At 62.3% G+C, this 14,607-nt stretch carries 14 protein-coding genes; 1 reads left to right on the top strand and 13 read right to left on the bottom strand.

What is annotated here, in order from left to right:
• The 13 genes from ubiG to nth all read right to left on the bottom strand — a co-directional run.
• A partial coding sequence (gene ubiG, locus AC2VLV_RS07930; protein WP_486989462.1) for a bifunctional 2-polyprenyl-6-hydroxyphenol methylase/3-demethylubiquinol 3-O-methyltransferase UbiG occupies positions 1-662 on the bottom strand: 662 nt, incomplete at its 3' end.
• A gap of 22 nt (positions 663-684) precedes the next feature.
• Positions 685-1,293, bottom strand: coding sequence for a YdcF family protein (locus tag AC2VLV_RS07925; protein ID WP_486989461.1), 609 nt, complete (start codon positions 1,291-1,293; stop codon positions 685-687).
• A 155-nt stretch (positions 1,294-1,448) separates the two neighbouring features.
• Positions 1,449-2,612, bottom strand: coding sequence for a glycosyltransferase family 4 protein (locus tag AC2VLV_RS07920; RefSeq protein WP_486989460.1), 1,164 nt, complete (start codon positions 2,610-2,612; stop codon positions 1,449-1,451).
• Positions 2,609-3,457 (bottom strand): polysaccharide deacetylase family protein, encoded by an 849-nt coding sequence (locus AC2VLV_RS07915; RefSeq protein WP_486989459.1) that lies wholly within the window; start codon positions 3,455-3,457, stop codon positions 2,609-2,611. The genes AC2VLV_RS07920 and AC2VLV_RS07915 overlap by 4 nt, the downstream gene beginning before the upstream one ends.
• A 3-nt stretch (positions 3,458-3,460) precedes the next feature.
• On the bottom strand, positions 3,461-4,627 hold the full coding sequence (locus tag AC2VLV_RS07910; RefSeq protein ID WP_486989458.1) for a glycosyltransferase: 1,167 nt from the start codon (positions 4,625-4,627) through the stop codon (positions 3,461-3,463).
• Entirely contained in the window at positions 4,620-6,137 is a 1,518-nt protein-coding gene (locus tag AC2VLV_RS07905; RefSeq protein WP_486989457.1) for an O-antigen ligase family protein, read from the bottom strand. Before AC2VLV_RS07905 ends, AC2VLV_RS07910 begins: the two co-directional genes overlap by 8 nt.
• Positions 6,134-6,940: a polysaccharide deacetylase family protein gene (locus AC2VLV_RS07900; RefSeq protein WP_486989456.1), complete on the bottom strand. Its 807-nt coding sequence runs from the start codon at positions 6,938-6,940 to the stop codon at positions 6,134-6,136. Before AC2VLV_RS07900 ends, AC2VLV_RS07905 begins: the two co-directional genes overlap by 4 nt.
• Positions 6,937-8,067, bottom strand: coding sequence for a glycosyltransferase family 2 protein (locus AC2VLV_RS07895; protein WP_486989455.1), 1,131 nt, complete (start codon positions 8,065-8,067; stop codon positions 6,937-6,939). Before AC2VLV_RS07895 ends, AC2VLV_RS07900 begins: the two co-directional genes overlap by 4 nt.
• The gene (locus AC2VLV_RS07890; protein ID WP_486989454.1) at positions 8,064-8,984 is read right to left on the bottom strand and encodes an alpha/beta fold hydrolase; all 921 of its coding nucleotides are present in this window, start codon (positions 8,982-8,984) and stop codon (positions 8,064-8,066) included. Before AC2VLV_RS07890 ends, AC2VLV_RS07895 begins: the two co-directional genes overlap by 4 nt.
• Positions 8,977-9,804, bottom strand: coding sequence for a serine aminopeptidase domain-containing protein (locus AC2VLV_RS07885; protein ID WP_486989453.1), 828 nt, complete (start codon positions 9,802-9,804; stop codon positions 8,977-8,979). The genes AC2VLV_RS07890 and AC2VLV_RS07885 overlap by 8 nt, the downstream gene beginning before the upstream one ends.
• Positions 9,801-10,682, bottom strand: a complete 882-nt coding sequence (locus AC2VLV_RS07880; protein ID WP_486989452.1) for a 4'-phosphopantetheinyl transferase family protein — start codon at positions 10,680-10,682, stop codon at positions 9,801-9,803. Before AC2VLV_RS07880 ends, AC2VLV_RS07885 begins: the two co-directional genes overlap by 4 nt.
• Before the next feature lie 153 nt (positions 10,683-10,835).
• Positions 10,836-11,726 carry a cobalamin-binding protein gene (locus AC2VLV_RS07875; RefSeq protein ID WP_486989451.1) on the bottom strand — a complete coding sequence of 297 codons (891 nt, stop codon included), beginning with the start codon at positions 11,724-11,726 and terminating at the stop codon, positions 10,836-10,838.
• Complete coding sequence (gene nth, locus AC2VLV_RS07870) at positions 11,723-12,364, bottom strand: endonuclease III (protein ID WP_486989450.1); 642 nt, start codon at positions 12,362-12,364, stop codon at positions 11,723-11,725. The genes AC2VLV_RS07875 and nth overlap by 4 nt, the downstream gene beginning before the upstream one ends.
• A 135-nt stretch (positions 12,365-12,499) precedes the next feature.
• On the opposite strand from nth, the gene smc reads away from it, so the two are divergent.
• Positions 12,500-14,607, top strand: a 2,108-nt coding sequence (gene smc / locus AC2VLV_RS07865; RefSeq protein WP_486989449.1) for a chromosome segregation protein SMC, incomplete at its 3' end; no start/stop codon positions are given.

Below are 14,607 nucleotides of genomic sequence, written 5' to 3'. Positions count from 1 at the left end.
GTGATGCGGAAGCGCTGGGTGAGAGGCTGAAATTCGAGCCCGGCAATGTCGGCGGTTTCAAGACCGCAGCGTCGGCCCATGGCGGAAATTTCGGAAGGCTGGAGAAACTTGGCGTAGTCGTGCGTGCCTTTGGGGAGGAGCCGCAGCAGGTATTCGGCCCCGAGAATGGCGAACAGATACGCCTTGGCGTTGCGATTGAGGGTGGAGATAAAAACCCATCCGCCGGGGCGAACCAGAGTGGCGCTGGCCTGAATGATGGAGGCCGGATCGGGGACGTGCTCGAGCATTTCCATGCAGGTGACGACGTCGAATTGTCCGGCGGCCTCCGTTGCAAGGCGCTCGGCACTGACGAGGCGGTAATCGATGTCGAACTGGGCATCGAGCGCGTGCAGGCGCGCGACTTGCAGCGAGGCATCGGCGAGGTCGATGCCGGTCACCTTGGCGCCTGCCGCTGCCATCGATTCCGAGAGAATGCCGCCCCCGCAGCCGATGTCCACAACGCTTTTTCCACCCAGGCCGATATGGTCTTGAATCCACCGCAGTCGGTGTGGGTTGAGTAGGTGCAGGGGGCGAAACTCGCCGTGTTCATCCCACCAGCGATGGGCGAGGGCGCTGAATTTGTCGATTTCTTCAGCTTCGACGTTGTGGTCTGTCGGGGTCATGGGCTGCACCTGAATAGGCGCGTCATTGAAACTTGACCAGCCTGTAATAAAGCATGCCGAGAAGTTCGTGTACGACGCGTGTGGTCTTGTCCAGCGCGCTGATCTGCGGGGTCAGCATGTCCAGCGCCTGAATCGGAATGGCTTCGTAGTCTACCGGCCAGGCGCAGATTGAAACCTGCTCATGGGCAAAAGCCATCATCGCGCGGGGCATGTGGTCTGCGGAGGTGACCAGGTAGCGGCGGCCGACCGGAAACTGGAGGATGCGCTCGCGCATATTGACGGCCGTCTGAAAGGTCGTTCGAGATGTTGTGTCCAGGATCATTCGGCTGGCTGGGAAGCCGAGTTGCACAGCCAGCGCGCCCATCAGGTTGGCTTCGCGGACCGTTCTGCCCCATCCGCCGGAGATGAGCAGCGTGCTGTCGGGGGTGTGCTGCGCCAGTTGTACGGCAGCGAGCAGGCGTTTCAAACTCGCGGTTTTCAAGGCCGAGAAGTCTTGCGCGTGCGTGGGGTTGCCGTCTATGCCGCCAGCGAGCACGACGAATAGCGTCCCCGGTGGGGGCGGGGAGCAAATTTTCTCCTGCGTCGCCTTTCGCTCCAGTGCGCCTAGAGCAAGATTGGCAAACAGGGGCATGCTGGCCAAGAGGAACAGCACGGTAATGGCATACGTCAGAAACCGGGTGAAAAACCGGTGCGAGCGCCAGGTGACAAACAGGGACAGAAAGACCAGGCCGCAAGCGGTCAGCCCGACGGGAGACAGCAAGAGTTCGAGGGTGAGCTTCAACGGCGTCAGGACAGGGCCACAGAGGCCGTGGAGGGGGAGGTCAGTCCAGCCCAGTCAAGGTAAACCTTTTCGTCGCCGTCCACCCAGACATGGCGTGAAAAAAGACGTTCGGCGCGTTGGCGCCCGGCGCGACCCATGGCGGCCACTGTGTCTCGCTCGCTGAGGGTGAGCATTTTTGCGGCCAGATCGTCGACGTCTGCTGCGGTGAACAGCAAGCCGGTGACGCCGTCTTCGACCACTTCGCCGCAGCCGCCGATACGCGGCGCAATCACGCAGCGGCCGGCCGCCATGGCTTCACGCGCGGACAGCGGGAATGACTCACGCGTTGAGGACAGCACAAAGACGTCGAGCAGGGCGAGGTGGGAGGGAATGTCGCGCTGCATGCCGGCGAAGATCACGGTGTTCTGCAAGCCGAGGCGCGCGACCTGGGCCTTGGTTTGATCGAGCAGCGGCCCGTCGCCCACGATCAGCAGACGAGTTTCGGGTTTGCGCTGCACGACCCTGGCAAAGGCATCGACCAGATAGTTGTGGCCTTTTTCTTCCGAGAGGCGGGCCACGATGCCGAAGATCAGGTGCTTGCCAGGTTCCAGCCCGTACTGGCGAGCGAAATCGGTGGTGCGGGTGGCCGTGGAAAATCGATCGAGATCGATGCCGCTGTGAATGACGGTGGACTGTTCGGGGGGCAGGCCTTTGGCGAGCAGGCGGTTGCGCTCGTAGTTCGACTCGAAAATGATGAAATCTGCACTTTGCCGCAGGATGCGACCTGCCCACTTGAAATTCTTGGGATTGTGAATGTTGTGGATGGTGGTCACGACGGGCACGCGACGGGACGTGCTCGCGACGCGGTAGCCGTAGGGCATGAGCCGCAGTGCGGCGTAGGCCACCATGGAAGAGCGCACCGATTGCGGCGCGACGAGTTCGATGCCTTCGCGCTTGACGACCTCGCGCAGCTGTTTGAGGGCTCGAACGAACTGCGAGGCTGCGCTGAAATGAAAGTCGATATCGACATGAATGGCGCCCTTGCCGATCAGCTCTTTGAGCAGCACGCCGTCTGTGGTGGCCACATAAACGATGTGGCCCTTGGCGGTGAGGTCTTCCGTCAGGGTCAGCACGTCGGATTGCACGCCGCCGATGCCGAAGGGCTCGGTCATCAAATACAGGATTTTCATAGCGTTGTGGCCTCGAATGAGGCGCTGGGTTTGAGGTGTTTCTGGGCGAATCGGCGGGTGCGACGCGCATGCAGCAGGCGATGAATCGGATCGAACGCGCCGGCGATTTTCAGGCGGAATTGCGACACATCATCGCGGTCGGTAATTTCGGTGCGTTTGAGCTGGAACAGATCGGCATCGCGCCGATTGACCCCCGGCGCCACGCTGACGGCAGCGGCATAACCGGCTTGTCGCACCAGTTGAAGCTCGCGCGGGCTCAAATCGCCCGACGGATAGCAGAAATACTGGACGGGCAGCTGCAGATGGGCGGCGATTTCGCTTCGGCTGGTGGTGATTTCCTGCTGCGCCAGCGCATCGCTGACGGTCGGCAGATAGGGGTGGGTGCGGGTGTGCGAACCGATGGTGATGCCGGGAGACCGGGCGAGGGCGCTGACTTCGTCCCAGTTGAGGTGCAGCCGCTCGGTCGGCTGACTGCCGTAGCGGGGGTGGCTGAGCGCCTGATCGCAGAACTGGGTGGTCACAAAAATAGTCGCCGGAATGCGATAGCGCTGCAGGATGGGCAAGGCCTCGGTCAGGTTGTCGAGATAGCCGTCGTCGAAGGTCACGGCGATCAGCGGCTTGTGCAAGGGCCCGGCCTGAATCGCCCGCAACCCGTCTTCGAGGCTGACCACGTTGTGCGAAGACAACTCTTGCATCTGCTGGGCAAAACGCGCGGGCGATACCGTGAGCTGGTCATAGGCGGCCAAATGCGCGACACGGTGATACATCAGCACGCGCAGACCCGGGCTCAGGGTATTGCGCAGCTTGGCGTAAGGCAGCAAGGCAGTGGCAAGCAGACGACGCATGATTTACTCCGCAGGGGCGACTCGCGCCGGTTGAGGCTCTGGCGGCAGGCCCAGCGCTTGCTGATGCAGACGGTTGTAGGCCGCAGCGGTTCGCGAGACGTCAAAACGCGCGATCACGGTTTCCCGCGCTCGCTGTCCCAGACGGGTGCGTAAGCCGGAGTCTTGCAGCAATTCACCCAGGCGTTTGGCGAATTGCGGCACGTCGCGCGGCTCGACCAAGAGGCCATTTTCCCCGTCGATGACGACATCCGGAATGCCGCCCACGCGGGTGCACAGAACCGCCTTGGAACTCGCCATTGCTTCCAGCAGGGCAATGGGCAAACCCTCCCAATGCGAGGACATCACGAACACATCCATGGCCGCCACCAGGCGGGGCACATCGGTTCGCATGCCGGTGAAGATCACACAGTCTCCCAGCCCGAGGTCCTTGGCCTGCTGCTTTAGTGCGTCTTGAAGATCGCCCGTGCCGATCACCAGGCAGTTCAACTGCCTGTCGCGCATCTGGGGAAGTTGGGCCAGCGCCTGGAACAGATCACCGTGTGCCTTCTGCTCGTGCAAGCGGCCCACGATGCCGATGAGGGGGCGATCTTCGGGAAGCCCGAATTCACTTCTTACACCTGCGCCCGAAAAGCTGGAAAATTTCTGCAGGTCAATGCCATTCGGAATGGAGACCAGCTTGCCTGCGGGTATTTTGTCGCGCGAGGCCAGCGTTTGCGTGACCTCTTCACTGCAACCGACTACAGCGGTACTCAATCGCGCGAACAAGCGGTCGATCAGTTTGCGGCCCGACCCTTTCCACGGGTTGACGATGTTGTGCACCGTCGAAAACACCGCCGGAACGCCGGCCAAGCGCGCAGCCAGACGGCCGTAAGTATCGGCGGTGAACAAGTGCGTGTGAACGACCTCAGCACGCTCGCGCTTAAGCCACGAAGCCACGCGGAAGACCAAGCCAAAATCCAGCTTGCCTTTGCGACCAAAGATTACGACCGGGATGCCGAATTTTTCAAACTCCTGCTCAAGCGGGCCGCCCTTGATCAGGCAGACAATGGTGTAGCGATAGCCCGGTATGCGCAGTCGCATCAAATCGACCAGCAGCATTTCCGCACCGTCGCGCGGCAACTCGTCGATCATGTGGACGATGTGTGGAGAGGTTTTATCGCGGCTATCCATTTCTGTTTTTGGCGCTGATAAGTTGTTTCGGGTCAAACAGATGGGCCACGATGGCTATATAAATCCATAGAAACACGTCGACTGAGGTATCTATGATGTGAGTTCCAAACATATTTACGGCAACTAACCCTGCTACCAGCGTTACCGCACCCAAGCCAATGATTCGGTCGATATCTACGGTGCTCTTTTTATAAATAGACCATCCACGAAAAGCGAGCGCTGAAATAATCAGCAGGAGCGTGACCAAGCTGGGTACGCCCATATTTGAGGCTGCATACAAAAACATATTCTGATTGTCCGTGGCATCTCCGGTCGATCCTTCATAGAATCCTGGAACATAGCTTGGCACCAGGCTGTGAAACTGATCGAACCCTTTGCCGAAAATTGGATCTTCCTTCGCCATCTGAATAGCTGCGTCCCAAAGCAAAAATCGTGAGTCTGCACTCTTGTCGATTTTTGAGTCAACTTCGTGATCCTGATAAGTTTGCGCCACCCGCGCCTTCATCGAATTGGGCACAAGGGAGGGAATGAAAAAATAAATGGTGCCGATGACAAGCAAGACCAGAACAAAAAACTTTTTGCTTTTAACAAATGAAAGCGTGGCAAGCTCCATTGCGAAAGCCAGATAAGCGCCCCGAGAAAAGGCCGCCAGCAACACCTTCAAACCAATCAGGACAATGGGTGCCAAGCGCCACGATTTCCAGCGCGGGAAATAATAGGCCCCATAGGCTAGCAAGGGCGCCAGAGAATAGATGGTTTGCGCTGCGAATTCGTTCGGCTGCCCAATGGGGCCTAACAGCCGCGATTTTTCAATGCTGCTTGCCCCACGGGTAAACCACCATTCGTGTATGCCGTAGAGAAAAATGACAGATGCGGAAAACATCATGTAGACGATAAGTCGCCTGGCCATGTTTTTATCCTGGATCAGATTGACAACCAAAAAGAAAATAATAAACTGGTCGAAAAACCCCCGAACCGATAAAAGATAGTTCCAGATGAATGGATGCAGTCCAATATGATAAATTGCCGTGAAAACAGAAATAACACTCAGAAAAAACCAGATGCCTACCAGCCGCGTGAACGGCAAGGGGTTGAACATCTTTCTTTTGTTTTTATAGGCATGAATGACCCAGAATGAAATCAAAAACAATTCCAGCAAATTGGTGCCGTTGATGCCGGGCGCAATCAGAACTGGATAGAGTTTGCTTAAAGGGTAATAGATGATGACCAGGGCAAGCAGGGGCTCGGGACCTTTGCGCAATTGAACCAGCAGGAGCAGGCCAAAGACCAGGGCAAAACCGTAGAGGCCAATTTTCCCTGGATGGAGTTTGAAAACGATGATGCTGAGAACAAATAAAGCGGGTACGGCGAGCAGTTTAAGTATGGAGTACAGCTCCTTGCCGGCCCAATCTGCAGTTTCAACGGGGTTTTCCGCCAATGGGGCTGAAGCGAGTCGCCTGTTGTTCAACCCCCCAGGTTTTTGGCGCGGGTGTGGAGTGGCCACGCTCATGGCTGGTGGTGCGGCACGCCTTTGACGCGCGCATAGAGTTGGTGATAGCGCGCGTTGCCAATGAGGCGTTTTGCCCCTGTTTTCGCGAGCGAAAGCATCTGGGCGCGAAGCAAGGTGGTCGCGTCGGCGCGGGCATAGGCCATGAAGGTGGCGTCAGTGGTTCCGGCGCGAATTGCCAGGCGGGGCAGGGTACGCGTTGATGCAATCGGGCGAGTGCTCAGGGCGCCAATGGCCGATCCATGAAGGACGGTGTAGCCCACGTCTTGCGCCAACCGCAGGCAGCGGTCGTCGTAGCGACCGCCAGGGAACGACATTTGCCGAACTTTCATCTGCAACTCATTTTCGAGGCGGTCATGCGATTGCTGCAGCTCGCTTTTGAGCGCGTCGTCTGGCAGGTCGCTGAGAAAGCGGTGGGTCTGTCCATGCCCGCCCACCACCATGCCTTGTTGCGCGAGCTGGCGAACCTGATCCCAGGTGCAAAAGCCGGCACGCTGGCCGATGAAATCAGTGGTGACGAAAAACAGCGCGCTCAGGCCGCGTTGCTTGAGCAAGGGTAGGGCGAGTTCGGCGTTGCTGGCGTGGCCGTCGTCGAAGGTGAGTAGCACGCCGCCGGGAATGGACGTACCGGTTTGCTCGAGAGCGTGCGGGTGGATGACTGGAATGTGGGCTGCGGCCAGCAGATCAAGCTGTCTGGCAAACGTCTCTGTAGAGAGGGCATAGGGCCGGTCGATCGGGTCGATGGCCAGACGCTGCGCCTCGGTGGCGTAAAGCCCGTGGTACATCAGAATGCTCAGGCGCTTCATGTTTTTTCCCACTTGGCGTCGGCGCGGCCCTGGGCGAATTTCAGCAGGGCCAGCATGGCGGCGGCATTCATATCGAAAAACACATGGGCGAAGCTGACGAATTTGTTTTTGCGCAGTGCGGGCGCCCAGTGTCCGGCGGCAGCCAGGAGGTAAAACGCAAGCTGCGCCAGCAGCGCAAGGCGGTAGAACACCGACGGGATGAAGGCGCTGGTGAACAGGGTGATGATGAGGGCGTAGGGCACGAAGAGCCGGAATACCTTGTGGGACAGGAACTGGAACCATACCGGGTTCTGCACGGGGCTGAACAGCCAAAAATTTCTCGAAAAGGTCTGGAAATTGCCTGTGAGGGTTCGAATTTTGCGTTTTTGTTCCGCGGCGGACTCGGTTTGCAGGGTGTCGTAGACGTGGGCCTGGGGTTCCATCAGGGTCCGTTTGCCCGCGCGGGTGATCTGCATGGGAATCTCGAAGTCGTCGAGGATGGTGTCCGGCGGAATGGGGGAGAAGTCGCGGGTGCGAATGGCGTAGAGCGCTCCTGTTGCGCCTACGGTGGAGTGAAAGCGGCTTTCGGATTTGCGGATAGCTTTTTCATAGCGCCAGTACAGGCCGATGTTCTGCCCGGTCTGGGTGCTGCTGGGACGATGCACCAGTTCGCCGCTCACGGCTCCGACGGCGGGGTCGCAGAAATCGGAAATCAGTCGGCGCACTGATCCGGCCTCGAGATCCTGGCGCACGTCGCAGAACACGACGAATTCGGTCTGCACCTGGGCAAGCGCCAGGTTGAGCGCATACGCCTTGCCTTGTCGCTGGGCATAAGAGAGGGTGCGTACGCCGGGGGCGCCCTGCAGCACGGTGGCGGTGGCGTCGGTCGATCCGTCGGAGACCACCAGAATGTCGATCTTGTCCTGCGGGTAGTCGAGCGTGCGCAGATTGGCGATCTTGCCGGGCAGGCGCGCCGCCTCGTTATAGCCCGCCATGACCACGGTGAGGCGGGGAAGTGACTCGTTGTCGAGCAGGGGGCAGGCAAGCGGCGGGCGCCGCTTGGCCAGAAGGCCGATCAATAACGGATAGCCGACGTAGGTGTAGAGGATGAACAGGGCTGCGGCCCAGAACAGAACGAGCAGGATCATGACGAGGAAGGGCGCGAGACCGCCTGCGAGCTGAGCGGGGCGAGTTGCCGCAGGCCGCGATGCACGGTGTCGATCCACTGCTGCTGGGCGACTCGGGTGGTTACGGCATGGTCGATGTCGTGCAGGTGGGCAAAAAGCAGACGGGGGTTGCGGGCTTGACGCAGACCGAGGGTGTCGCGCAACTGGTCGGCGTAATTCACCGCGCTGAAATCGGTGCCCGCGCTGAAGACCATCACCCCGACGCCGCGCTCGGCCAGCGCGAGCAGACCCCGGCCCAAGGTGCGGCGGTCGACCTTTTCTTCGTCAACCGATTCTGCGCTGATGGCCTGCATCGTGGCTGAGCGGGAGCCCCTGGCGAAAATTCGCGCAGCTTTGGCGCCCACTGCGGCCGCGCCACGCAGGCCCACGCGCGTCCACACCGCCCAGGCCTTGGGCCCGTAGCCGTGGCGCATCAGTCGCACGCCCAGGTAGCGCAACACGCTCAGCGGGGTGGTGAAATTCAGCGCGTCGTACATCACGATGGCGCTCACGCGCGGGTCGATCTGCGCCGTCCAGTAGCTGGGCATGGCGCCGCTGCAAAACCCGACGAGCGCGAAGTGTTGCGCGCCTGTTGTGCTTTGCAGCACGTCCATGGCGGCGCGCAGATCGGCCACCACCTGGTCTTTGTAGGACAGCCTGCCGTCGGCGCGCAGGCTGTCGCCCATGCCGTGCAAGTCGCAACGCAAGGTGGCGACGCCGTCGTCGGCGAGGGCGCGGGCGAGTTTGACGTTCACGCGGTGCGCGCCAACCCGGTGGATGACCCCGGCGTTGAACAGCAGCACGCCGAAAGGCGGTGGCGACGCGGCGTCGTTGGCCGGAAAGGTCACGGTGCCCAGCAGATCGGCCTGCGGGCCGAAGGTCAGTGTGGTTTCACGCATGGGCACCCTCGGCAAGATGGTCGAGCAGATCGCGAATCCAGTGCATGGGGACGATGGACGTGGCGGCAGCGCTGTCGGTGGCCCAGTCGATCCGGGCGTCGCTATCGACAAACTCCACTGCGGGCGGCAGGGTCACGCCAGCATGTTGCAGAAGCTGCAGCAAAGCCTGGGAATCGGGCGAGAGCAGACGCAGCGTGCTGGCCGGAACAGTTGCCAGGCAGGCCGGGGTGATGGCGCCGATCTGGGATCGGGTTGCCGGGCTGACGTAAAAGCCGAGGGCCTCACTCTCGGGGGTCGGCAGCATGGTGTCGCGCAGGCGGGCGCTCAGTGGCCAGCGCACGCCATAGCCCCGGTGGAGCGATTCGAGACTGGAATCGGCCAGGCTGCGCAGATAGACGCGGCCATCGAGTACCGGCTCGATGAGCATCAACAGCTGCGCCGGTGTGGGCGCACGGCGCGCCACTTCCAGGGCGATGGCGCCGCCCAGACGCAGGCCGACGGCCGACCAGCGAGGCGCACGACTGCGGCGAAGCAACTCCGCCAACGCCGCCTGCGCATCGGCAATGCTGCCCTGCAGATCCCACTCCTCATCGCTTCCGGCTGAGTCGCCGCTGCCGTAATAGTCGAATCGAAGCACGTGATAGCCGGCCGCAGCAAGGCGGTCGCTCATCACCCGGTAGAGCCGGTGGGCGCGAATGCCTTCCTGCCCGAAGGGATTGCACAGCAGCACGGCATGCTGCTGCGGCTGTGCATCCTCAGCCGGTTCGAGATACAGGCCAACCAGCTCGCGGCTGCCGTTGAATAGACGCAAGGGAGTCAATGAGTTCTTCCTGAAGCGAGAGCCTGTCGATACAGCACTTTGCCAAAACCGCCCGGCACGGCCAGCGCGGCGGCATGGCCGGGCGGGCTCTGAAGGGCGGAAAGGTCGATGAAATCTGCGGTGGCGGTTTGAGGGTCTGCCGGACTGAGCAGGTCTTTGATGACGACCCGCTGCCTCGCCACGGCCATTCCGACGTGCAGTGTTTTGGGTTCGAGGGCTAGGCCGAGGCCCAGCGCTTTCATGCAGGCCTCCTTGCGGGCCCAGCAGGCGAAAAACACCCCGGTCTGTTGCCTCAGTGGCAGTTGCACAAGTTCTGAAAATTCGTCTGCGGTCAGCACGCCGGAGGCCAATGCGGCGTCGGGCAGATCGGGTCGGATGGCTTCGATGTCCACCCCCAGCGGCACGCCGTTGCTCACGGCCAGCAGCGCTTTGTCCAAGCTGTGGCTCAGGTTGAAGCACAGCGTCGCATCACCAGAATGCCCGGTCAGCGCCGGTTTGCCGTAAGGGCCGTGGGCAAACTGTAGGTCTTGTGGCGCGCGTTTCAGGTAGCGCCCGAGAATCTGCCGGGTCCAGCCATGCGCGGCGATGAAACGGGTCTGGTCGACGGCAAACACGAAACGCCGGGCCCGCTCTTGTTCGGCGGCGTCGAGCAGATCGAGGGCGCATGCCGGCGGGTGGCGCAGATCGAGTTCCCAGACGTGTACGTCGCGCTGTTGCGGTCGCGACAGCGGCGCGGCGGGGTCGTGCGCGCGGGCGGCGGAGCCCAGGCGCATGGCATTTCGCACTTGTTGTGACAGTGGTGTGGACAAGGTTTTCACGCGGCCGGATAAAGCACGTTGCGCAGCAGAAAAATCGTTTTCGTGGTGACCGACCGACATGGTGCAGGCGTTGCTGTCTTCCAGACAATCCCGCAAGCGGGGGCAAACAGGCACTTCAGGGAATGCAAGTCTGAGGTGGTTGTGACCGGATCATAGGCAAGAGTTGTCGTTGTTCTGTGACAACTTCTGCACAGTTTTCGCGGGAAACTGGGCTCATTCGAGCAGCGCTCGGCGGGTCGTAGCGATGGCGGTGCAAAGCTGCTGCACCCCGTCAAGCACATCCACGCCCATGCGCGGCAGGGTGTTGGGGGAGAGGGCGACCAACTGATCGTGCCGTACCGCGTTCAATCGCGGAAACTGCTTCCACGACTTGAGCCACTGCGCGCCTTGGGGGCTGGCGGTCACGATGAGTTGTGGGTCAGCCTGCAGCACGGCTTCGGCACTGATGGTGGGCGCCAGAACCGCCAGCGAGCCAAACACATTCTGCCCGCCGCACAGGGTGATGGCCTGGCTGATGAGCTGTTTGTGGCCCACGGTGATCAGTGGCTGGTTCCACACCTCGTAAAACACCCGTACAGCGGGTTTTTGGCCGGCGTAACGCTGCCGGATGGCGGCCAGACGCGTGTTGAAATCGCGCACCCAGCGCCCGGCTTGCCGCTCTGTGCCCGCCAGTTCGCCGATGCGGCTGACTGTGGACGCCAGCGACTCGAAGGTGTTGGCCTGGCTCCAGTACACCGGAATGCCCAGCGCTTTGAGCCTTGCCACTTCGCGCGGAGGCGTGCCCGATTGCCAGGCCAGAATCAGATCGGGCTTGAGACGGACGATGGCTTCCAGATTGAGGGCAAACGCGTCGCCCACGACCGGCAGCTTGCGTGCCCAGAACACATTGCCCGCGCCCTGAATCCGGCCGACGACGAATTTGCTGGCCCCGGCCGCCGCGCTGAGTTCGAGTAACTGCGGCGACAGCGCGATGATGCGCCGCGCCGGTGCGGGTAGGGAAACCACCTGACCCGTGTCGTCGGTCACCCGCACCGGGGCCGCCCAAGCGGTACAGGGCAGCAGGACGAAGGCGAGGAGCGCCCAAAGCCATCGAGAAAACGTCATGTTGGTGCGGGGGTTTTGGGTTTGAAGGCGCACAGATCGGCCACGCCGCAGCGCCAGCATTCCGGCTTGCGCGCCTTGCAGACATAGCGGCCGTGCAGAATCAGCCAGTGGTGCGCATGCAGACGAAAGGGCGGGGGAATCACCTTCTCAAGCTTGGTCTCCACGGCCAGCGGGGTGTTGCCCTTGGCCAGTCCAAGGCGATTGGCCACTCGGAAAATGTGCGTGTCCACCGCGATGGTGTCGTGCCCGAAGGCCACGTTGAGCACCACATTGGCGGTTTTGCGCCCCACCCCCGGCAGCGATTCCAGCGCGTCGCGGCTCTGCGGCACCTCGCCGCCGAATTGGTCGAGCAGGATGCGGCAGGTGGCGATGAGGTTTTTCGCCTTGGTTTTGTACAGCCCGATGGTGCGAATGGCCTCGCGCAGCCGGTCTTCGCCGAGGTCGAGCAGCGCCTGCGGGGTGTTGGCCACGGCGAACAGCGGCCGGGTGGCCTTGTTCACGCTGACATCGGTAGCCTGGGCCGAGAGCGCCACAGCCACCAGCAGTTCGAAGGGCGTGCGGTATTCCAGCTCGGTGCGCGGCTCGGGGTTGGCCGCGGCGAAGCGCTCGAACAGGGTCTGGATCTGGGCGGGTTTCATGCGGCGCGATGATAGGCGTCACCCGCCCACGCCACCTCAAGGGACGCGAGGGAGGGGAGCAAGGGCGATGGTATGATTTCCCTCCGTTGCGAGATTCACAATTTCTTTTGTAAATCATAGAGTTAGAACATATCGATGCGTTTGACCTCACTCCGTCTGGCCGGATTCAAGTCGTTTGCCGAACCTGTGACGCTGCCCTTTCCCGGCCGCATCAGCGGGATCGTCGGGCCCAACGGCTGCGGCAAATCGAACGTGATCGACGCGGTGCGCTGGGTGCTGGGCGAAAGCAAGGCCAGCGAGTTGCGCGGCGAGTCCATGCAGGACGTCATTTTCAACGGCAGCGGGCAGCGCAAACAGGCCAGCCGCTGCAGCGTGGAAATGGTGTTCGACAACAGCGATCACCGCATCGCCGGGCAGTGGGGACAGTTCACCGAAATCGCCATCAAACGCGTGCTCACCCGCGACGGCACGTCGAGCTACTTCATCAACAACCAGGCGGTGCGCCGCCGCGACGTGCACGATATTTTTCTCGGCACCGGCCTGGGGCCGCGCTCCTACGCCATCATCGGCCAAGGCACCATCACCCGCATTCTGGAGTCGCGCCCCGAAGACCTGCGCATGATGCTCGAAGAGGCGGCCGGCGTGTCCAAATACAAGGAGCGCCGCCGCGAGACCGAGAACCGTCTGCAGGACACCCGCGAGAACCTCACCCGCGTGCAGGACATCCTGCGCGAACTCGGCAGCAATCTGGGGCGGCTCGAACAGCAGGCTGAAGTGGCCACCCGTTACCAGGGCCTGCAGGCCAGTGCGACGCTGGTGCAGCAGCAGCTCTGGCTGATGCGTCAAGAAGAAGCGCAGGCCAAACGCCAGCAAATCACCCTGGCTGGCGGTGAGGCGATGAATGCGCTCGAAGCCCGCATCGCCGAGCAGCGCGGCATCGAGGCCGAAATCGAAACCTTGCGGCAGGCACAGTTCGCCAGCAGCGACACGCTCAACCGGGCGCAGGCCGCTTTCTACGCCGCACAGTCGCGCGTCAGCCAGCTTGAGGCGGAAATCCGTTTCGTCGTTGAGGGCCGTCAACGCGCTCAGGCCGCACTGCAGTCAATAGACGCGCAAACGCAGGACTGGCAGCAACGCCACGACACCGCCGTGGCGCAGGCCGCCGACACCGCCGAACGCCTGGCCGATGCCGAGGTGCAGGCCGAGGTCGCGCAGGCCCGCGTGCAGGAGCAAAGTGAACGCCTGCCCACGCTGGAAGCCGCCCTGAGCGACGCGCAGCTGCGTGCCGCGGACGAGCGCGCGCAGGCTGCCGGGGCCCAGCAGGCGCTGCAGGCCGAGGCGACACGGCAGCGCGGCCTCGGGCAGCAAATCCAGCAGTTGCAGCAGCGCGCAGAGCGGCTGCGCGCCGAGCAGCGCGCCGTAGTCGCGCCCGACAGTCTGCGTCTGGCCGACCTGCAGCGGCAGCAAGACAGCCTGACCGACACGCTCGACACCACCCGCGCGCAGCGCGAACAACTCGACGACACCTTGCCCGATCTGCAACAGGCGCGGCAGCAGGCGCAGCAGTCGCAGCAGGCCGCCGCTGCACAGCTTGCCGCCACGAGTGCGCGCATCGCAGCGCTCAAAGCCCTGCAGGAGCGGGTGCTCACCGAAGGCAAGCTGCGGCCCTGGCTGGCCAAGCACGGGCTCGACGGCCTGTCGCAACTCTGGTCGCGCCTGCAGGTGGAAAACGGGCTGGAAACCGCGCTCGAAGCCGTGTTGCGCGAGCGCCTTTCCGCGCTGGAACTGCGCCAGCTCGACATGGCGGCGGGCTTTGCCGCAGATGCGCCGCCGGCCAAGCTGGCGTTCTATTCAGCAGCGGTGCAGCCCCCGGCCCCCGAAGCGCGGGCGATTTCCACCCCGCCCGCAGGCTGTCGGCCCTTGCGCGAAGGCGTGCGCAGCGGTGATGCCGCCTTGTCCAGCCTGCTCGACGACTGGCTGACCGCCGTTTTCATCGCACCGACGCTGCAGCAGGCGCTGGCGCTGCGCGCCACGCTGCCTGCGCAGACCGTGCTGCTCACGCGCGAAGGCCACGCGGTGTCGCGCCAGAGCGTGAGCTTTTATGCGCCGGATTCCGAGCAGTCCGGCGTGCTCGCGCGGCAGCAGGAAATCGACAATCTGGAGCGCCAGATCAAGGCCGAGCAGCTCATCGGCGAGCAAAGCCGCGCCCAGCTTCATCAGGCCGAACACGATCTGGGGCAGGC

This window comes from Thiomonas sp. TH-17, from assembly GCF_057473305.1.
This window is presented reverse-complemented; position numbering and strand designations above follow the sequence as displayed.